This window comes from Cupriavidus sp. KB_39 (assembly GCF_052114485.1).
In the GTDB taxonomy this organism is placed as follows: Bacteria; Pseudomonadota; Gammaproteobacteria; order Burkholderiales; family Burkholderiaceae; genus Cupriavidus.
This window is the reverse complement of the sequence record NZ_JBFREV010000032.1, coordinates 48,131-68,405: the sequence shown is the minus strand read 5'-3', so window position 1 is coordinate 68,405 and position 20,275 is coordinate 48,131. Positions and strand designations below refer to the sequence as shown.

General features: G+C 61.3%; 17 protein-coding genes. 8 read left to right on the top strand and 9 right to left on the bottom strand.

Annotated features, from left to right (window positions below; all coding sequences use genetic code 11):
* Positions 1–106: 106 nt before the first annotated feature.
* From AB4Z27_RS21695 to AB4Z27_RS21685, 3 genes are all read right to left on the bottom strand, one after another.
* Positions 107–1,180, bottom strand: a complete 1,074-nt coding sequence (locus tag AB4Z27_RS21695) for a LacI family DNA-binding transcriptional regulator (protein WP_092301307.1) — start codon at positions 1,178–1,180, stop codon at positions 107–109.
* 90 nt (positions 1,181–1,270) lie between these two features.
* Positions 1,271–2,047, bottom strand: coding sequence for an SDR family NAD(P)-dependent oxidoreductase (locus tag AB4Z27_RS21690; RefSeq protein WP_441645239.1), 777 nt, complete (start codon positions 2,045–2,047; stop codon positions 1,271–1,273).
* Entirely contained in the window at positions 2,044–2,583 is a 540-nt protein-coding gene (locus AB4Z27_RS21685) for a VOC family protein (RefSeq protein ID WP_092301301.1), read from the bottom strand. Before AB4Z27_RS21685 ends, AB4Z27_RS21690 begins: the two co-directional genes overlap by 4 nt.
* Before the next feature lie 195 nt (positions 2,584–2,778).
* Here AB4Z27_RS21685 and AB4Z27_RS21680 point away from each other — a divergent pair, with 195 nt between their 5' ends.
* The 4 genes from AB4Z27_RS21680 (at position 2,779) to AB4Z27_RS21665 (ending at position 5,670) form a co-directional block, all read left to right on the top strand.
* On the top strand, positions 2,779–3,741 hold the full coding sequence (locus AB4Z27_RS21680) for a Bug family tripartite tricarboxylate transporter substrate binding protein (protein ID WP_092301298.1): 963 nt from the start codon (positions 2,779–2,781) through the stop codon (positions 3,739–3,741).
* Positions 3,742–3,809: 68 nt separating this feature from the next.
* Positions 3,810–4,244, top strand: a complete 435-nt coding sequence (locus AB4Z27_RS21675; RefSeq protein ID WP_092301295.1) for an ester cyclase — start codon at positions 3,810–3,812, stop codon at positions 4,242–4,244.
* An 11-nt stretch (positions 4,245–4,255) separates the two neighbouring features.
* Entirely contained in the window at positions 4,256–5,071 is an 816-nt protein-coding gene (locus AB4Z27_RS21670; RefSeq protein ID WP_441645238.1) for an SDR family NAD(P)-dependent oxidoreductase, read from the top strand.
* Positions 5,072–5,163: 92 nt separating this feature from the next.
* Positions 5,164–5,670 (top strand): 2,4'-dihydroxyacetophenone dioxygenase family protein, encoded by a 507-nt coding sequence (locus tag AB4Z27_RS21665; protein WP_441645237.1) that lies wholly within the window; start codon positions 5,164–5,166, stop codon positions 5,668–5,670.
* A gap of 385 nt (positions 5,671–6,055) precedes the next feature.
* Here the strand turns inward: AB4Z27_RS21665 and AB4Z27_RS21660 are convergent, their stop codons facing one another.
* Complete coding sequence (locus AB4Z27_RS21660) at positions 6,056–7,711, bottom strand: hypothetical protein (RefSeq protein ID WP_441645236.1); 1,656 nt, start codon at positions 7,709–7,711, stop codon at positions 6,056–6,058.
* Entirely contained in the window at positions 7,708–10,155 is a 2,448-nt protein-coding gene (locus AB4Z27_RS21655; protein ID WP_441645235.1) for a hypothetical protein, read from the bottom strand. The genes AB4Z27_RS21660 and AB4Z27_RS21655 overlap by 4 nt, the downstream gene beginning before the upstream one ends.
* On the opposite strand from AB4Z27_RS21655, the gene AB4Z27_RS21650 reads away from it, so the two are divergent.
* Positions 10,154–10,303: a hypothetical protein gene (locus tag AB4Z27_RS21650; protein ID WP_441645234.1), complete on the top strand. Its 150-nt coding sequence runs from the start codon at positions 10,154–10,156 to the stop codon at positions 10,301–10,303. The genes AB4Z27_RS21655 and AB4Z27_RS21650 overlap by 2 nt on opposite strands.
* 351 nt (positions 10,304–10,654) lie before the next feature.
* Positions 10,655–10,777 (top strand): hypothetical protein, encoded by a 123-nt coding sequence (locus tag AB4Z27_RS21645; RefSeq protein WP_441590934.1) that lies wholly within the window; start codon positions 10,655–10,657, stop codon positions 10,775–10,777.
* A 40-nt stretch (positions 10,778–10,817) separates the two neighbouring features.
* Here the strand turns inward: AB4Z27_RS21645 and AB4Z27_RS21640 are convergent, their stop codons facing one another.
* On the bottom strand, positions 10,818–11,210 hold the full coding sequence (locus AB4Z27_RS21640; RefSeq protein ID WP_092301275.1) for a carboxymuconolactone decarboxylase family protein: 393 nt from the start codon (positions 11,208–11,210) through the stop codon (positions 10,818–10,820).
* 150 nt (positions 11,211–11,360) lie between these two features.
* Between AB4Z27_RS21640 and AB4Z27_RS21635 the strand changes: the two genes are divergently transcribed.
* Complete coding sequence (locus AB4Z27_RS21635; RefSeq protein WP_441645233.1) at positions 11,361–12,251, top strand: LysR family transcriptional regulator; 891 nt, start codon at positions 11,361–11,363, stop codon at positions 12,249–12,251.
* A gap of 16 nt (positions 12,252–12,267) precedes the next feature.
* Positions 12,268–12,609 (top strand): DHCW motif cupin fold protein, encoded by a 342-nt coding sequence (locus AB4Z27_RS21630; RefSeq protein ID WP_441645232.1) that lies wholly within the window; start codon positions 12,268–12,270, stop codon positions 12,607–12,609.
* A 68-nt stretch (positions 12,610–12,677) separates the two neighbouring features.
* Here the strand turns inward: AB4Z27_RS21630 and AB4Z27_RS21625 are convergent, their stop codons facing one another.
* The 3 genes from AB4Z27_RS21625 to AB4Z27_RS21615 all read right to left on the bottom strand — a co-directional run bounded on the left by AB4Z27_RS21625 (position 12,678) and on the right by AB4Z27_RS21615 (position 20,066).
* Complete coding sequence (locus tag AB4Z27_RS21625) at positions 12,678–14,081, bottom strand: amidase family protein (protein ID WP_441645231.1); 1,404 nt, start codon at positions 14,079–14,081, stop codon at positions 12,678–12,680.
* Between the two features lie 12 nt (positions 14,082–14,093).
* Positions 14,094–14,957, bottom strand: a complete 864-nt coding sequence (locus AB4Z27_RS21620; RefSeq protein ID WP_441590941.1) for an alpha/beta fold hydrolase — start codon at positions 14,955–14,957, stop codon at positions 14,094–14,096.
* Between the two features lie 78 nt (positions 14,958–15,035).
* Entirely contained in the window at positions 15,036–20,066 is a 5,031-nt protein-coding gene (locus AB4Z27_RS21615) for a trifunctional serine/threonine-protein kinase/ATP-binding protein/sensor histidine kinase (RefSeq protein WP_441645230.1), read from the bottom strand.
* Positions 20,067–20,275 lie beyond the last annotated feature (209 nt).

Sequence of the window (20,275 nt, the reverse complement as noted above, 5' to 3'; positions counted from 1 at the left end):
YTGAGYCTGCCGCTGGTACTGGCGGCGGTCATTCTGGTCGCGTGGTTCCGGCCACGCGATACGGGCCCGATGGTCGTGGCTCCGTCGAGGCACGCTGMGTGCCCCCTCAGGCCTTGGCTGCGGGAGGCGGTGCGCAGGACTCGCGCATAACGACTTGCGTGGTCAGCCGTACTTCCTGCCCCCCCTGCTCCTTCGCCTGTGCGCGCTCCGCGGCGCCGCCAATCGCTCGCAGCAGAATTTCAGCGGCGGCCGTGCCCACGGCCTCGAGGTCCCAACTGATCGCGGTGATCGCGGGCGAATACAGTTGGGGCAGATCGCCGTCGCCGACGCAGATCAGGCTGACATCGTGCGGCACCCGATGGCCGGTTTGTCGCGTTGCCTGCAGTACACCCGACAGGATGCGCGTGCCCAGGCAAATGAATGCCGTCGGCCGGGACTTTGCGGAAAGCAGGGCCAGCGCGTCGCTGAACGACAAATCCATGGCCGAGCGGCTGGCTCGGACGAGCGTTTCATCCACCGTCAGGCCACGCTCGGCCATCGCCGCGCGATATCCATCGATACGCTCGCGTCCGGGTCGCAAGGCACCGTCGGAGGTCATCAGCGCGATGCGCGTATGACCCAGGTCAAGCAGATACCGGCAGGCTTCGTATGCGCCGCGGAAGTGGTCGACGTGAACGCCCGATCCCTGCTCGCCGAAGTCGCGGTCCATGGCAACCACGGCCAGATCACGCGAGATCTGTTCAAGATAGTCGGCACGCTCTACTTCACAGGGCCCGAGAATCAGTCCATCGACGCGTCGCCGGCGGAACAGGTCCACCATCAGCTCTTCCTGCGCCTTGCTATTGTGAGTGTTTCCAACCACCATGGCGTAGCCTTCGCGCTGCAGGCGCATCTCCACCGCRGTAATGATGCGGGCATACAGGGGGTTGGCCAGATCGGAAACCAGCAGTCCCACCACGCCAGAAGTACCTGTGCGCATGCTCTGCGCAATCGGATCTGGTGCATACGCCAGCGCCTTCGCTGCGCGTTCGACGGCCTGGAGAGCCGCTTCGCTTACGGGACCGCTACGATTTAACGCCCGCGAGGCCGTGCCCAGCGACACGCCGGCCGCCCGCGCCACGTCACGAATCGTGACGCGGGCGGGCGTATCGGAACTAGGGGTGCGCGTTCGGCTGCTCATTTTTGATCCCGGGGCTTGCTAGCGGATGGCGGCAGTGCGGCCGGCTTCGCTCGCGATTATCGCCCAAATCCGCCCCGCCCCTTGCCACATCTAGTACATCGCACGGCCGCCACTGATGTCGAAAACCGCCCCGGTGCTGAAGCTGCAACGCGCGGAGCACAGCCAGGCCGCCATCTCGGCGACCTCCTCGACGCGGACGAAGCGTTTCATCGGCACGCGCTCCAGCAGTCGCGCCTGCAGTTGCGCACGCTGGCTATCGTCGTAGACGCCGAAGATATCGGTGTCAGCCGCGCTGGGCGTGATGCAGTTGACCAGCACACCGGTTTCGGCCAATTCCTTGCCCAGGCTTTTGGTCATCGATATCAGCGCTGCCTTCGATGCAGCGTAGGCGCCGGCGAAGGGGTTGCCCTCCTTCCCGGCAATCGACGCCACATTAACCACGCGGCCATAACCGTGACTCACCATGAGGGGAACCACAGCCTGCGCGCACAGCAACCCGCCAAAGACGTTCACGTCGAAGACGCGCTTCCATTCATCGAGAGAGGCCTCGATCGTCGGGCCGCTGCGCCCCAGAATCGCGGCATTGTTGACCAGCACCGTGGGCGCTCCCAGCGCTTCCGTGGACTGTGCCAGCGCGCGGTCGACCTGAGCGCGATCCGTAATGTCAACCGCGACAGACATCGCGTTTGCGCCACTTGCACGCAGCGATTGCACAGCCTCGTTGAGTTGCCCGGCATCGCGATCCCACAATGCTACGGAAAAACCCTCTGCGGCCAGACGGGCACCAATCGCCAATCCAATGCCACGCGCAGCGCCCGTCACCACCCCGACGCGTCGCCCTGCTTCCCTGCTTTCGTTGGCGGTCATTGCGGCGCTCCGATCCGGCGGATGGGATCAGCGCCGTCCCAGCCTTTGGCAGCGGCGGCAATCGACGCGAAATACTCGCCCTTGCCGCCCGCCATTTCCGAAATCTCCACGATGTTGCCCGGCAAGTCCGCGTGGACGTAATAGGCAAATCGGCCGCGCATGCCCATGCGGCCACCATGCCCCTCTACGTAGCCGCGCCCACGTAAGGCTTCCGCGTACTCGTCGAACCGGTCGTCTGTCCAGTAGGCGATATGCTGCATGCCCTCTCCTGCCCGCTTCAGGGAATCCAGATACAGCGACGGCGCTTCGTTGCGTTGCTGGATCAGCTCGATCTGGACGCCCCCTGAATTGGCAAGGGCGATAGACAGGTCTGGCAGTGCCGATGTCTTCCCGTAGTAACGGAACTCGGTGGTACCAACGGCTTCCTTGTAGAACCAGGGGCCGACGCCCAACACGTCGCTCCAGTGCCGCATGGCCTTCTCAATGTCGCGCACGACATAGCCAATCTGGCAAACGCCACCAAACAGCAAACTCATTGCCTCCCTCCCCAAAATTGGAAACGTTTCCAGTTCCAACTCTAGTCTGCGTTGCGTTCAGATGCGACATAGAGTTTACCATGATTGCCGTGCCCCACATGGTCTACCAAACTTTCATGGAAACGTTTCCACATCGATTGGAACGCACTGAAGACGTCTGCATCGCAGAACGGACGGATACCCACGGAGACAGCCATGAACAGATTTCTCGCCAGCGCCCTGCTCGCCCTTGCCACCACCGCCGCCCAGGCCGGCGATGTCGCCACTTATCCCGATCGCCCTATCCGCATGCTRTTGCCCTTCTCCGCCGGCGGCGGCGGCGACATCCTCGGCCGCCTGCTCGCCGAACGCTTCGCGGCGCAACTCAAGCAGCCGGTAGTGGTGGAGAACAAGCCGGGTGCGGCTGGCACGATCGGTACCCACGCCGTCGCCACCGCAGCACCGGATGGCTACACGATCATGATCGGCGGCATGTCGACCCACCAGCTTGCGCCGGCCACGTACACGAAGCTGCCCTACGACCCGGTGCGCGACTTCCAGAGTCTGGGGGCGATAGGGAATTCGTCAATCGTGATGATTGCTGCCAATCAGTATCCAGCGAACAACCTCAAGGAACTGATTGCGCTCTCGCGCAAGGACAAGACGCCGATTCAGTATGCAAGCTGGGGGGCGGGATCCACGGGCCACTTCTGTGGCGAGGTCCTGAGCCAGAAGAGCGGCATACCGATGCAGCACGTGCCATACAAGGGCACGTCGCAGATTGTGACCGACATCCTCGGCAACCACATCTCTGTGGGCTTCGTCGATATGGTGACTGCCACCCCTTTCGTCAAGGAAGGCAAGGTCAAGGCGCTCGCTGTATGCACGCGACGTTCGCCTAGCTTGCCAAACGTCGCCAGCTACCAGGAACAGGGGGTGGACTTCGACCGCGAACTGACCTGGGTCATGTACGTGCCAGCAAAGACGCCAAAACCCATCGTGGAGAAATTGTCTCGCGTCCTGGAAACCACGCTCAAGGAGCATGACGTCGTCAACAAGCTGCTCTCGCTGGGTATCACCGCAAAGTATGTGCCCGGACCTGAGCAACAGGCTGTCAATGCCCGCGATATTCCCATGTGGAAGGCAATCGCGACGCAAGCGAACATCAAGCTGGATTGAGCGACCGGCCKCACACACAGCACCCGATCACCATTCGAATYCTCATCATCTACCACAGGAGATTTTTAATGTCAGCTACGCTCGACGCCGCACGCATCAAGACCGTGCGGGACCACATGGCTCTGGAATGTGTCCATGACTGGGATGCCGTCATCGATACGTTTGCCCACCCCCGTTACGAAATGCATGGCAGCGGCGTTGTCTTTGACGGAGAAACCGAGGTGCGCGGCTACTTTGATTCGTCGCGGATTCCCTTCCCCGACCTCAAGAACGAAATTATCGCCATTGCTGCCGTCGACCAAACGGTGCTCGTAGAGTTCTGGTTGCAGGGCACGCATCTCGGTCCGCTCCAGGCCAACGGCAAGACCTTCGCACCGACGGGCCGCACCTTCCGGGTTCGAATGGCCGCCACGTTCGAGTTTGCGCCGGGCTCGGACAAGATCATCTGCGAGCGCCCATACTCGGCGCCCGACGCCAAGCTGCGCGCGCTCGGCCTRCGCTAAGGGACGCCGGCATGGGAGATTCAGCACTTGCAATCGCCAGTGGGCATGGCCGGCTGGCCGGTAAGGTCGCCATCGTCGTGGGCGCTGGCTCCAGTGGCGCGGACGTCAGCAATGGCTCTGCCGCGGCCATTGTCTATGCGCGGGAAGGCGCGCGCGTCCTCTGCGTAGACCGCGACACCAAAGCCGCGCAACGCGTTGTTGAGCAAATCCGCGAAGCCGGCGGCGATGCACTGCCGTTCGAGGCCGACGTATGCMGTAAGGCCCAGCTTGCAGCCATGGCCAGCTATTGCGCATCCGAGTTCGGACGCATCGATGTACTACATAACAATGTCGGTATCGAGATCGTGGCGGAGCTCGAGGATATCCGCGAAGAAGATTGGGATCGCGTCTTCGACATCAATCTCAAAGGCGTCATGCTGGCMTGCCAGCAGGTARTCCCTCGCATGGTGAAACAGGGCGGTGGTTCGATCGTAAACATTTCGTCGATCGCCAGCCGAAAATGGAGCCCGATGCCGTTTCTGGCTTACAACACGTCAAAGGCGGCGCTCAACCATATGACGCGTGTGCTCGCGCGCCGCTACGCTTCTGATCGTGTTCGGGCTAACGTCGTGGTCCCCGGATTGATCGACACACCACACGCCGCGCACCTGACCAAGGGTGACGCTGCGGCGGGACAAGCCGCACGCGACGCGCGAAATCTGCGTTGCCCGATGGGCCACCAAGGCACTCCATGGGACATCGCCTATGCGTCGCTGTTCTTGGCAAGCGATGAATCTCGCTACATCACCGGCACCGAGATTGCAGTCGATGGCGGACTTTATCTCTGAGCCACSCGGACTTCCGGACACTTTCAACATACCGGCGACGAGACACATCTAWATCCGCGCGATTCGACTCGTCGCCTCAGGAGATTTGCATCATGGCATTGCCCAAGGTCTTTACCCATCAGGATCGACTGCTGTCCCTCAACATTCACGATGCAGTGGCGTTCCCAGGCTCGGAATCCGGCTCCACCATCGTCCCGCTCTTCCTCGATCGTGAGAGCGGTGTCTGGGTCCTGTACGGAAAATTCGAGCCAGGCACGACACTGCCGCCCCATTTCCACACCGGGACCGTCCACTTCTTCACGACGAAGGGCGAATGGAACTATGTCGAGTACCCAGAGGACCCGCAAACAGCCGGTAGTTACCTGTATGAACCGGGCGGCTCCATTCACACGTTCTCGGTACCGGCCGATGCCAAAGAGCCCGCTGAGGGCTTTATGGTCGTCTATGGCGCCAACGTAATCTTCAAGGACGGCGAATACCAGTCCGTGCGTGACGCCGGTGCGATCGAGGACGGCATTCTTAATGCCGCCAAGGCCATGGGGCTGCCAACCCCACGGTATATCCGGCCAACCGGCGGAGCCACGTTCTCGCRCGACTGAATTTTCACGCCCGTATGCTGTGTAGGAGTGTCTCAAGGGGCACGCCTCAAAAAAACTAACTTGATGGAGACAGAGCCCAGCAGCAATTCTGGTCCGATGCGCATTTCGTGGATGGCGATCTATCCCACGGCACCTGGATCGAGGACGCGCGAGCCTTGACACGCGTTCCGCATGTAGTAACGACCGTTTCTGGTACGAGGTCAGCCACCTGAATTCAGTGGCTTTTACGCTGTTTGCTGTGCCCGCTACGTCAGTGGGCATCCCGAGCGGAAATCGATGCAGCGCAGCATGCGCCGAGCATAGGATGTCTTTCACTTGTTGCCATGCTACTCACGGCTTACCCCGTTCGGAGCACGCACACTCTGCTGCGATCGGCGCCGCCTCTCTACTTCGTCAACGCGTCGCGCCGTTTGCGCCAGTAACGGTCGAACAGGGTCGAGAGGTCCCCTTCCACCGCGCCGATCGAACACGCCTCACCCTGCGGCCGATGTGTGCCGAAGATGTCCCGCCCATTGATCGGAGCCGCCATGCATAGCGCATTGTCGCCACCGTTGCCGGCCGGACTCAGTGGACGCAGCGGTGCATAAAACGGCCCCAGTATCGGGAAAACACTGGGAATCGTGCTGCCGCAGGCATTACCGGGAAACTGGAGGTTATGGCCAAGGTCGCGGAATGTGCGCTGCGCATCCGCGCCCCCGCAGGCGCCATTCCAGTTACCCAGCACGATGGTGTTGGCGAACTCGATGGCCGATGTATCACCACAAAGCTGGGCGTGCTGTACGGGACGGCTGCCATTACCGGCGATGGTGACGTTCAGGAATCGCACGTTGCCGCCATGGAACGCGCCAGCGCCCTGCTTTGCCGAGTTGTCGACAAGGATCGTGTTCGCAATCTGCCCCATGGCSGGCATGCACAGCGTCTGAATAGCGGCGCCGGTATTGGCGGTGTTCTGGCGAAACAGGCTGCCTCTGCTGTCGAGCCGCGCCTGCCGCGCGTAGATGGCGCCGCCCGCCGTACCGGCCGTGTTACCGACAAAGCCATCGACGCTGATCTCCACCAGCGCAGACTCTCCCGCATAGATTGCGCCGCCGGCACGGGTGGCGACGTTGCGCTCGAATCGGCTGTTTCGCACGCGCAGGCTGCCCTGCCGTTGCAAATCCCAGACGGCCGCGATGGCGCCCCCGCTGCCGGCCGCCTGGTTGGCGCGGAACGTCACCTTGCGCATGACCGCCGTGGCACCGTGTGTCTGGCGGATAGCACCGCCATCGCCGCCGGCGCGATTGCGCTCGAACTGGCTATCTTCCACGGTCAGCGCGCAGCGCGACAGGATGGCGCCGCCGTCCTGTGTATCGGCGTTATCGGCAAACCAGGCATTCCGGATGGTGACTTCGCAGTTTCCCGCCGCGCTGCCGCCAAAGCTGGCGTGGCCATTGCGCAGGAATTGGGTATCCGCAATGCGCACCGTGGTGCCCGGCCCCGTGGCCAGCACCTCGCCACCCCTGTTGTCGGTCAGACGACTGTTTTGCGAGATATCGAGTTCTCCTTCGGACACCACCAGCACGGGACCGGTATTCTCGGCAATCCAGGCATCGCGCAAGACGAGATTGCCCGCCAGCAGCCAGATCGGACGAATTGAGTTGCGGATGGTGGTCCCTGCCAGCAACGATACCGCCCCTTCCCCCGAAATCACGCTGCCTGGGTTGCCGCCCGATGTGCCACCCCCACGGATCGTGATACGYGTGAACGAGGCGTGTACACCGGCGCGGATCCCGAACATGCGGTGTCCGTTGCCATCGAGCGTGACCTTGCCCTCGCCGTCGATCACCAYGTCCCGGCYGAGCGCATGCGTGGTGGTGAAGGCGATGGTCCCGGCGCAAGCAAACGTGATACGCCCGCCGGCCTGGAGCGCCTCGCTCAGGTCCGTGCGTGCATCACCGGGCCAGACGTCCTGGCCGCAGGCCGTGACGGTGGCATCGGCATGGGCCAGGCCCGCGACGAGCRTYGGCACGATACCGTGCAACCACTTCGTAATCAGGTTCATGGCGGACCCAGCAGGATGAACATCGGGTTATCCAGCCGCGTGAAATCGAGCACGATCCTGCGCCGCGTCACCGGACTGGTGATCTCGACGCGGCCGTCGCCGCCCGATGTCATGGGCGCCACGCCCAGCGCGCCCGGGGCGGCGCCCGCGTGAGGCCAGTCATCGCGGTCCGGCTGTGCGGTGCCGTTGACGGACGTCACCTGTACGCAATCGAAACCGATACGCTGGCCGGTCGTGCCTCGCACCGACACGTATTCACCATTGCAGGCGGAGCCCGTGCCCATCAGCGGACCGGGCCCCGGATTCCGTTGCCGCGCGCGCGTGCTGAATGTCTCGAAGTCCATCTCCGCGCCGTCGACGATCTCGATCAGGCCGACGTTATCGAACGGGCCGAAACGCGAGTCGTTCCCTGCGCGCGGCTCGTTGTAGATGGCCATCCAGAACGTGGGACCGGCGTTGTAACCCGGGCACGCGGGATCGTCGGACCGGACCAGGAACCAGTTCGGGCGCTGGTCATCCGGCTTCATGCACGCTCTCAGGTCGTCTGGAATCATGAGATTGACGCCGCAAGCGAAGCCGTCCCAGACGCACAGGTTCTGGTCGTAGCTGGGGGCATGGCCCCCCACCTCCGCCCGCCTGCCATCGAAACGCAGGAAACGCTCCAACGAAGAACGGCGTGTATCCGATTCCCGAACGCGTTCCTTGCGGTCGAACAGCGGTGCGACGTGCGGGGGGCCGGCCAGCATCAGCGTCGTCGGCACCGCCGCGCCCAGGCCGTCTTGCGTGTCCTTGAGGATGGTGCCGTCAAGTCCATCGGTGGTCGTGTTCATCGGCATGCCCGTGGTCACGCCGCCGGCCGTGATCGTGAAACTGGCCCCGCTGGAAACGATCTCCCAGCCATCGTGGTGAATGCGCTGATGCACGAGCGGCGCATGGCCGCGTTCCATCGCCAACGAGAAGATGGCTTCGTCGGGCCGCCAGTATGACGTGGCCGCATAGATCGCCTGCGACGCGTACGCGCTGGTGGCCGCATAGGAATTGCCGCCGCCTGCCGGCAGGTTCAGCGATGGGCCGAAGTACAGCAGTCCCAGGGCGTGCAGGTAGTCGGCGCCCTCGCTGAGGTCGAACAATCCGTTGAACGGCCATTTTTTGGGATCGTGAGGCAGGCCATCGACGTGAAACAGGTACTCGCGCTTGCGGCGATATGGCACGATGCGCCGCCCTTCGTTGCTCGATATCGCATACTTCGCCACCGCATACTCAAGCGCAAGCTGCGCGCCAGTTCTGACATCGGGGTCCTTGGCAAAATCGGCAAGGTTCATGATCGCGGCCAGGCTGTATCGCTGATAGGGCCGGCTGTTGTATTCGAGGAAGTCGGCCTTCACCACGCGTTGGGTATGTTCCAGCAGCCATTCGCGYAGATTCTTCTGGTCGCTCGCATAGCCGGTGCCCCCATTCGACATGATGTACTGGTTGTTGAGGTACTTCGTGGTGTTGATCAGGAAGAGGTGATTCTCGGTTTCCGGAATCGTGAGCACCAGCGCGAGGGCAGCTGCCGTGGCGACCCCCGCGGCCACCACGCTTACCAGCACCAGCAGGAGCACGCCGCCAAGACCGGCAGTGAAGATGGTCACCGCCACCGCCGCAGCGATCAGGAAGATGATCAGCAGAATCCAGGCGAGGTCTTCCAGCGTGTTCGCCAGGTCTTCCATGAACCCGTCGAAGCCGTCGCGGTCGTCCGATCGCTCCTGCGGGCTGCCGACACTGCGCTCCTCGTTGCCGCATTCCCACAGGTGATAGCGCTCCTGCGCGGGGCCGCCATCGATATCGATCAATTGATCGTTGAGCCTGGTCCTCGCTTCCTGTGACAGGATGGGCCGCGCGCGGTCCAGCTCGGCTACGCGGATCAGGTCCTTCAACGTGGCGTCCCAGTCGCCGTGCGTCTTGCCCACGCGGCCCGCGCACAGCATCCCGTCCGTCCCCACCTGCTGGGTGCCCCGCGACATATTGAGCAGCGCCGTGTTGGCCTGCGCAATCAGACAGGCCGTGGCAATGCGGAAGGTCAGGTGTACGCGTCCGAAGTCTGTCGGAATGCTCGGGTCCGGTGGATCCTGCAGGACAGCCGATACGTTGTAGAAACCGGGCGTTGCGCATACGGGCGGCGCGAATCCCACCAGCTTCTGCTGCAGTGGCGCCACATCGGGCAGGCTGCCTTCTGGCGGGCTCACCAGCGCTTTCCAGATGGGATCGTCGAGGAACTTGTCTGCGGCAGCGATGCGGGTCGCTTCGTCAGTGGACCTGCACTCGTCCTCGAACAGCCGGCAGATCACGGTACGGTCGAACGTCACCGTTGCCGTACACCAGCCCGGTTCGAACTCCGCCAATGGCAAACGACGCCTGCCGAGCTGGCTCCACACGACCTTGCCGAGGACTTCGGCGGCCATGTCCTCGCTGCTGTCGTGCGCGCGGAAGCGATTGACGAAGTCGAGTTCCATCCCGCACGCCATCACCGAGATCACCCGGGTGCCGCGCACCGGCAACGTGTCGATGGCCTGCGTGACAAAGACCGGTGCCTCGGCCATCGGCACCTGATACTGCACCGTGTCGGGTGCCGCCTGCGTCAGGCCAGGTGCCACGGCCCACAACAAGCCGAGCGTCAGCCGTACAAGCCTTGAGCATCTTCTTTTTATCATTGGCGCCTCATCGTTCGGCACGCGGGGACGCGCGCGGCAAACGCCTGAGGGCCGCAGGCAATGAGAGCAGCTTAGAAGGTGGCGGCGAAAGCGCAAATTCGCGCGATTTCAGCCTGATCTGCGTGGAATTTTCGTCTAACGTCAGATTCTGATGTCATGCCGCGCGCGTTTCACGGGTCCCGGTTTGCAAGTTTCCCCTCAAGACGGACAAGGCCGATCCCCCCACAAATGACTGCTAAAGGCGAGGCCGATGCCCGAGGTATTGGGTAGTGATTCAGCTGCCACCCTGCGCGCACTCGCCGACCATGTCGCTTCCGATGCTTTCCTCGATGCGTATGTCGATGACCAGAATGCGACCGTCAAGCGTGCCTAGGCACGGTCGGTGTGCGGAACTCCGMGTCGGCGCCGCGACCTCAATCCAGTGGTAGCGGAATCCCAGTCTCCGCGAAGACCTCACGTACGACGGACAAACCGTTCAGTGCCGCCGGAAATCCCGCATATACCGCCATCTGCATCACAACCTCCACCACCTCTCGCGGTTTGCAGCCGACGTGCAATGCAGCTTGTACATGCACGCGAAGCTGCGGTAATGCACTGCCGAGTGCGCAAAGCGCTGCGACAGTTGCCAGTTCCCGCTCGCGCAAGCCGAGGCCGTTTCGGGCGTAGATGTCGCCGAACGGAAACTCAACCACGTAGCGCGCGAAGTCCGGAAACGATTGCGCCAGCGTTTCGACCACGTTCTGACCGGCAACCCCATCCACTGCAGCCAGCATCTGCAAGCCACGCTCGTAACGTTCTGGGTTCATAGGTCACCCCGTTGACAATTGCGCCGGGAAACAGCGGCCAGGGCAGCATGGTGAGTCAGGTTCATTGATCTTCTCCAGAAGAGTTGGTGCGGCAAATGTAGGGCACGCACCCGGGATGCGGAATGACCAAGTTTGTGATACCTTTTTGATATGTCTGATCGCCTCGATTCCCGATCCCTTTTGCTTTTCCTTGCCGTGGCGGACGCACTGAGCTTCCGGCAGGCGGCCGAGACGCTGCATCTTTCCCAGCCGCCACTGAGCCGGGCAATTCGAGAACTCGAAGAACGGTTGGGAACGCGGTTGTTTGACCGCAATACGCGGGGCGTGACGCTTACCGTCGCTGGGGAGAAGCTGCTCCCTTATGCGCGCAGCATTGCCAAATTGCTTCGCGAGGCCGAGGCAGCGCTCACGATTAAGGGTCTGCCGGCCAACCTCCGGCTTGGACTGACTAGCGCCGTGGAACCAGCCTGGTTCCACGGGCTGGCACAACGGGTGCAAGCCCGTCATCCCGGAACCRTYGTCTCGACCTTCTCCGATACATCGCCCCGGCTCGTACGCCAGCTWCGCGCTGGCAAACTGGACGCAGCGTTCATCGCGCTGCCTACGGAAACGCACGAACTGGAGGTCCGGGAACTCGACCAACTKCCGATGGTCGTCGCGATACCGTCACGCCATCTTTTAGCCAAGCGCAGAAGAATTGGTCTCGCGGACCTGGCACGTGAGAARGTCTTCTGGTTCGAGCGTGCGCGACAGCCCGCGTTCTTCGATCACTGCCAGACAGTTTTCTCCCGCCATGGTTTCGCCCCATCCAAATTGAGGGAGCCATCGGACCATCACGTTCTACTTGCTGATGTGGCGAATGGAAAGGGCATAGCCCTGCTGCCGAAATCGTTCACCGCATTACGACGCGCTGGCGTCGTCTACAGGTCATTGGTCGAGGGCGAGGAACTATCGGTTTGCATCGGCCTCGCTTCGCCCGCTGATCGGCAAGGCGTACGTGAAACTCTGGTAGAGGCGGCAATTGTGAACCGACACTCCTAGTACAAGGAACAACAGCATGAAGATGGAAGCATTTGCATTTGGGACGACCAACTGGGCGGAAGTCGAAAAGACAGAGCACCAGGGGGAAACCGGCATGGCCTATTGGCGCACGCGATGCTTCGGTGAAAAGCCGAATCAGATTCGGGTGCGGATGGTGGAATACACCCCTGGCTACCTCGCGGACCATTGGTGCCAAAAGGGGCATGTCCTCTTCTGCATGGAAGGTGAGTTGGAAACAACGCTCGAAGATGGACGGAAATTTGTTTTGACGGCGGGCATGAGCTATCAGGTGGGCGACAACGCGGAGCCACATCAGTCTTATACCAAGACAGGCGCCAAGCTCTTCATTGTGGATTGAGCCACAGCAGGTTGACGGCGTCATTCGCATTTTCCGCGAATGTGGCTACCACGCGGGGCTCTCCTCCATCACTTGGTAAAGGGATCGATCGGCGAAGGCGGCGTGCCGCGCGCCTCGATCGCCTTGCCTGCCAGCAGGCACAGGTCCTCCCGAAAATGGCTGGCCACGATCTGTACGCCGACGGGGACCGAGTCGACCAGATTCGTGGAGACGACGAGCCCTGGCAGCCCCATCGCCGGGAGTGCCCGCATGGTCAGCTGCGCTTCCCARACGCGCTGAAAGCCCGCCGCGCCCTGCATGTCGAGCCCGTCCGGGAACGGCARCTCTCCCGATACAGGAAGCAGCAGCACCGGGTATTKGGCAAGGAAGGCGCGCCAATGACGCACCAGCGTGGTCCGGCGCACCAGCGAGCTGTTGACGACGTCACCGGGCATCGCACTGACCTTGGCACGCACGCCCTCGACCACGGCCCGCGCCCCGGGATCGCCATCCCGGGTAACAGCGTCGACGAGCGCCGGGAATCCATCGCCGAGCCACAGTCGCTCCTGAACTTCGGCCGCATCACGGATCAGCGGCGTGTCGTCGATCTCTTCGACCGTCCACCCCGCGTCCACCAGCCGCCGCGCCGCATCGCGCAGCGCAGCTTCCACTTCCGGGGCGATCTCCATGCCACCCGGGCGCAAACAGAGCGCCGCCCGCAACGCCGTCTCGGGACCCTGTAGCGGCACGGGCACCCACCACGGATCACGCACATCGGGCGCGGACATGGCCATCAGCGCAACTTCAAGATCCGCCACCGTACGCGCCATGGGCCCCGTCGCGGACATCAATTGGGCGCCGATCGGACGCTCGGGCGACGAGGCGTTGAACGCCGGCACCCTGCCGAACGACGGCCGCAATCCGTGGATGCCGCATGCGTACGCCGGGTAGCGGATAGAGCCGCCGATGTCGGTACCGAGCGCGATACAGCCGATCCCCGCGGTTACCGCCGCCGCCCCTCCCCCGCTCGATCCTCCAGGCGTAAGCGCAGGACTGCGCGGATTGCTTGTATGACCGTGGACCCGATTGTCGGTGAACCAGCGCAGCGCGAACGTGGGCGAGTTGCTGCGGCCAAGCAGGACGGCGCCCGCCCGCGCGAGGTTCTCGACGGCCGGACTGTTGTGCTGCGCAACCAGCCCCTCTTGCAGGCGTGTGCCGTTCGTCGTCGCAAATCCCGCGTGGTCGGTATTGATCTTCGTGGTGACGGGTACACCCGCCAACGGCCCCGGGTCCTCCCCGCGCGCCAACGCCGCGTCAACGGCATCCGCCTGCGCCAGGACCGACTCCGGGCGATGTGCGACCACCGCGTTGATCAACGGGTTGACGGCATCCAGGCGTTCGAGCGCGGACGTTGCTGCCTCGCGGGCAGACACCTCACGATGCCGAATACGCGAGGCCAGTTCAGTTGCCGATAGGCGCCAAAGTTCAGTCATGATCCCTCCGTATTAGCTCGCGAAATAATTCGCCATTGCGTCGATGAACGCCGTCGGTGTCTCGGAAAATGGAAAATGGCCCGCGTCATCGAACTCCACCAGCACCGCGCCTGGAATGCCCCGGGCGAGGGCACGGCTGGCGCGCGGCGGGCACACCCAGTCGAACTTGCCGACCAGTACGAAGGTTCGGGCGGAGATGCTGCCCAGGAGAGGCCGCAAGTCATAGGACGGCGCAATCACCGTCATGAAATGCCGCATGATGTCGACCGAAGCGATGCTGAGCGCGGTGAGCGCAGGCGGCACGTCCATGTGGGACGGCGCCGCATAATAGGGACCGACCTCGCGGAAGAAGGCCTCGACGCTTTCGGCGGTAATGTCACCGGAAAACACCCGCGCCGCTACCGCCATCGTTTCGGGCCCGGCGCGCGAGGCCAGCGTCGGCGCCGGCTCTCCGTTATCGTCCATAATCGGCTGCACGGTTGGCGAGCTGCTGCACAGCACCAGCCCCCGTACCAGCGCAGGATGGCGCAACGCCAAATGCATGGCGACAAAGCCGCCGGCCGAATGGCCAAACACATGAACCTGCCCCACGCCGAGATACGCGCACAGCGCCGCGACATCATCGGCCATCTGCTCAAGCGTGCAGGTATCCAGCGGTGGGCGTCCCGAGCGCCCCTGCCCTCGCAAGTCGACGTAAAGCAGTTGCACCTGATCGCGCAGCGCGGACAGCCCGGGCTTCAGGTAGCCATGGTCGAATCCAAGTCCCCCATGGATGACCACCAGCACCGGCTTTTCCACCAGTGTGCCCTGCTCCGGGCGAAATCCTTCGCCATCCACGTCAAAGAAGAGTTCGGTGCCGTTAAGCGTGGCCTGCATGCGTCCTCACAGTCGTTGCTGAATCAACGCACACAGCTTGACGGTTATCGACGCATCACCTTGTCGGGATAGACCGGATTATTTGAAATTGCACCAGATTGGGACGGAGAAGCGGAAGCTGGCGCCTGCTGCGCCGGCACTACAAACTTCAATCTTCCCGTCGTGAGCCTCCACAATCGACTTGCAAATGGAGAGGCCCATGCCCATCCCATATCCTTTTGTGGTGGCCAGAGAGTCGAAGATGTGCGCTGCGATCTCATCCGAGATGCCCCGGCCGGTATCGCTGACTGACACCCAGACCATATGGTGTTCATCAATATGGGTCTGGACTGCAATGCACTTCTCYCGCTCTTCCATGTCACTCATTGCCTCGAGTGCGTTGGTCAAGAGATTCATCACTACTTGCTGCAGCAATATGCGATCACCAGAGACAATCAAGGCATCCGTTGCGAAGGTGCTCGATAGCATTACCTTCTCAGCATCAATGCGCTCCCGCAAGACATTGAAGACCTCGAGTATTGCCTCGTGGATATCCATGCTCGATTTATTCGGACGAGACTCCTTGACCATCGCTCGAATGCTTCCGATGATATTCGTCGCACGCTCGCTGCTTGCGGAGATCATCTCGAGCGCCGCCACGGCCTCCGAAAGGTCCGGAATCTCTCGATTCAGCCATCGAATTGCGGCGCGGGCACACGTGCTCACCGTGGAGATGGGCTGACTGACTTCGTGCACGATGAATGCCGCGAGTTCACCCAATTCTGTCAACCGCGCAGCCCGTGCCAATTTTTCCTGTGTCTCTCGGGCGTAACGGTCGGCTTCCGCGCGCCGAACATGCTCGGCTTCAACGTTCTCATACAACTTCGCGTTTTCCAGGGAAAATGCCACCTGAGATGCGAGAACCTCAAGGGTCCTCACACGCGTCGCATTGAAGACGCCTGCGATCAACGCATTCTCCACATACAGCAATCCTGTGAGTGAACCCTGCTTGAGGAGTGGGACACACATAATCGACCGCGATCTGTGTGCCCGAACATAGCTGTCGAGTCCGTATTGCGGGTCATCGCGCGCATCCTCAAGCACGACAGACTCCTTGCTGCGCAGCGTCAGGTAGGCGATGGGCGTCGCAATCAACTCCGGCGAGAGGACCGTCCGTACGAGATTCATTTCCAACTGTCCCTGTGCCAATTTTGCACGTGCCGCCACATACAACACGCCGTCTTCGAGCAAGCACAGCACCGCACGCTCCGCGCCGGCATATTGCAGGGCATTCTGGAGGATGATCTTCATGACCTGTTGTAACGAGAACTCCCCCGACAAGGCCCGGACCGACCTCAGTACAACTTCCGTTTCGAAACGATCCTCGCTCCATAACAGTGAGTTCCCGAGTTCGCGAAACTCCGTGCTCCTTCCTGCTCTAAGCGCGGGAAACTCCRCATCGAGGTGCCGAACCTTTGCATCCGCCCCCCAGCAAGCGTATGCACTCCTCGCCTGCTCCAGGTATCCCTGTTGCGCGGAGCGGAGCCCACAACGCGCTGCGAAACGAGATGCCAGCTCTCTGGCGACGCTCTGAATGTGCATATCGCGCGACTGATCCGCCAAGGCTATCGCCTCTTCATAGAGCGCGAGACTATTCGCCTTGTCCTCCATCAGCTCAGAAAGCTCCGCGGCGAGCAATTTCTCGCGCGAGAGAAAATTCTCGGGACAGGCCTCCGCCCAACACTGCATCTGCCGAACCCGATCTCGCACAAGACGCGTGTGAGCTTCGCGATCGGCAGGTGCGGCWGTCCTCGCCATGGCGATGCGCAATAGTCCGCTATAGAAAACAAAATCAGCATTCTCCAGAAAGGCGGGAGACGCCCATRCGGATGCGCTGGCGCGCGCTTCAGCCTCCATTGCCTTGGGCAGGTCTCCCCACAGGACCGCGACCTGCAGGCGGTACRTCCAAAATGCAAAAGCGGCAATGTCCCGATGGAACTTTCCACTKATACAGTCGCTCAGCAAATCGAGATACTCGACATTTGGATCGTGCATCCCGATATCGACGGGAACCCCCCTGAGCTCGCGGATCAACCACGCCTGTGCCATGAACGCGTCAACGACTAGCGCAAAYGCAGCATCCCGCGCGAGTTTCAAACCGTCCTCGGCGATTTGTTGAGCCTCCGACAACGCACCACCACTGAACAGTAAATTCGTGACAATGTGCCGTCGGGAATAGACGGCGAACGTCATGTCACCCTGGCGGTCGGTGAGTGCCGTCGCCTCCTCCAGATGCCGCCTCGCCTCCGTGGCGGAGCCCGTCCAAGGAAGGCTGAGCGCACCGAAGCACATCTGAACACGACCGGCGTATAGATTCAGCCCTCGCTCCGCCGGGAGCCGCATCGCGAGTTCGCCGAAAACAGCGGTCGTCGCATAGTCCTCAAATCTGGCTCCAGCAATGAAGCTTAGACAGACGTAGGCATAACATGACGCATCGCAGTGTCCATRTTCAAGACTGAGGTTGATCATTCGAAGAATGATCAATTCGGCGAGGTCCTGACTGGAAAACATCACCGCCGGTATGAGATCCGTCATCACGTCCATCGCATTTCGAACGCGTTCGTCGACCATAAGCTTCAGGTTGACGAGATCTTGAACACTACGGCTTCCGTAATGCTCTAGAAGTCGCCGATAGTCGGCCTCGACGCCTTCCAATCGATTGTCCTTCGAGAAGACGATGCCGGCCTCCTCTTCGAGATACCGGAATCCAACTTCCAGACCTTTATCGGGCTGGTCCAACGTCACATACATTGCGAGGCGTAGTCGAATAAGCTCTGCCCGGTGCCTGGAATCCAGTAGATCTTTCGATATCGCCGCGATTCGCTCTGATGCTTCAATAGTTCGCATACACACGAACTCGCACTCTCCAAGCCTCAATTCGATAACCGCGAGCAAGTCACCGTCGAGGTCGGCCCGATCTTTCAACAAATCCCGGGCATTGGCGAGGTACGCAATCGCCGCCTCATAGGCCGTCGCTTCCCTGGCCTTATTGGCAGCGTCAAGAATGATCAACGCGAACTGACGCCGTCGATGATCGGAAACCGGCAGCCTCGCCCTGGTCAAATGGTTCGCGACAACAAAAACACTGACCTTCAATCCATTCTTGACAACGTTTTCCCAAAGGTTGCWGCCAACTTCCAGATGTTTCTCCTGCCGTTCGAGATCGCCGAATGTTTCGTATACAGCGTCGCGAACCCGATCGTGCGTGAAGGAGTAGAGACCGTCGCTCAACACAATGAACTGCTTTTCAAGGGCTTCTCGCAGCGAAAGCTCGACCAGATTTTGTGGGCGGCACATCGCCGTAGACAGGATTTCAAGCGATGACGGCTCTGCGAGAATCGCYAGGTATTGCGTTGCCATCAGCGCGTCCTGGGCCAGACTCCCAACCCTTGTTGACAACAACTCGACCACGCTTGAGAGGTCTGATCTTGCTTCAAGTGCCGGCAGGGATGCCACCCATTCGCCGTTGCCCTCGTCGTAGACCATGACCTCATCGTCGATGAGTGATCTGACCAGCTGTATCGTGTGAAGCGGATTACCGCCGCCGCCGCGGTAAATGGCGCCCTCGAGTACGGTGAGATTCCCGACATCATCTTCGTCCAGGACTGCACGCAGGAGCCCGCCCACTTCCCGTCCAGAGAGAGGTCCGAGTGTCATCCGCTCAACCATATCGGTCAGAACAAAGGGGCGCACGTGAGCCCCCTCGCTCTCGACTTTCCCGTCGCGCATTGCGCCGACCAACAAGACATGACCACAGAGCGGGTTCTGCAGCACATATTCAACAACCTCGAGCGTTGCTTCGTCGACCCACTGCAAGTCATCCAGAAACAATAAGAGCGGGCGCTCTTTCGAGGCGAACGCACGCAATAGCTTTGCGATGGCATCGAGGAAACGGTGCCTTTCTGCGTGCGCCGACACAGCGGGATGGTGCGTGTGTTCTCCCAGGAGTCGGCTGAAATCCGGGAAAATGGTCGTGATGATCGATGATTCGTCGGCAAAGGCCTCGCGGAGCCTTCGCTGCAGTTGCGCATACTGCAGCGGAGGATATCCAAGCGCCGCTCTCAAGAGTGCGTGAAGGGCCCGGGACAAGCTGGCATAGGGTGTGACACCATCCCCAAGCTCGCATTTGCCTTGCGCAAACTCACAGGTTTTGCCGCCGACCTCCAACCTGAGACGATTGACTAAAGCGGTCTTGCCAATGCCCGCCGGGCCTTCCACTAACCATAATCTCCGCTTCYGGTCATCCGGCGTGCTTTGAATGGCATCGCGAAGACGCTCAAGCTCCGCCAGGCGACCCACCAACCTTCCGGATCGGAACAGACCTGCACCTGATCGACGCCTTTGTCCCAAGGTTGCTGTTCGCGGATGATTCACTGTGGTCAGGGCAACCAGATCGTCAACAACATCGGAAGCCCGTTGATACCGCTCGCTTGGCTCCTTGGCCAGCAGTCGACATACAAGCTCAACGAGGCGCGCGTTGAAACTTCGTTTCAGATCAAGGAGCACATCTTCGTCAGGACGACGAGCGATATGCGCATGGATGAGCTCCGATGGCGAAACGCCAGGGAAAAGCACGCGGCCGGTCAGCATGTGGAAGAAAATGCAGCCCAGTGAATATAGATCTGAGCGTTCGTCGAAGACTCGATTGACCCGCCCAGTCGCTTCCGGGGCCATATAGTGCAGCGCCTCGCGGTCCATTTCCCGTTCCGTTCCGCCAGCGAATGCGGACAGCGTCGGCATCAAGGCTAGCGCACGAAAACCCRTCAACCTTGCACGTAGCTCGCCTGGATGCACCATGATGTTCGAAGGCGTCAATCCCCCGTGGACCAGGCCTGCGTCATGGACGGATGCCAGCGACGACGCCACGAGCAGTGCGTGGCGAATGAAAATCTCCGGCGGCGTGGCGCCTGAGATCAGGTCTTTCAGCATCTCGCCACCAGAATCGTGCAGCAGCAGAGCCGGGTTTTGATTATGTACGGTGAACCTTAAAGGGCGCAGTGCAAAGCCGCCATCGAACTTGTCTCTGATGCTGTATTCGTAGCGCAGCTGCTCGAGGGAGGTTTCGGACACCGGGGCCACGGGTATCGCAGCGATTACCGACGAATYCACAAACTGTGCGCGGTAGAGTTCGATCGGACCATCGCGAAGCAAYGTCAGCCTCGCGCCAGCCAGGCCTTCCGTCTCATTAATGAAATCTTTCAGAATCCTCTCCCGAGCCAATTGAACCCCTGAAGGGGCTGGGGCGCACCAACGCTTGTGGAGCGATGATACCCCCCAAT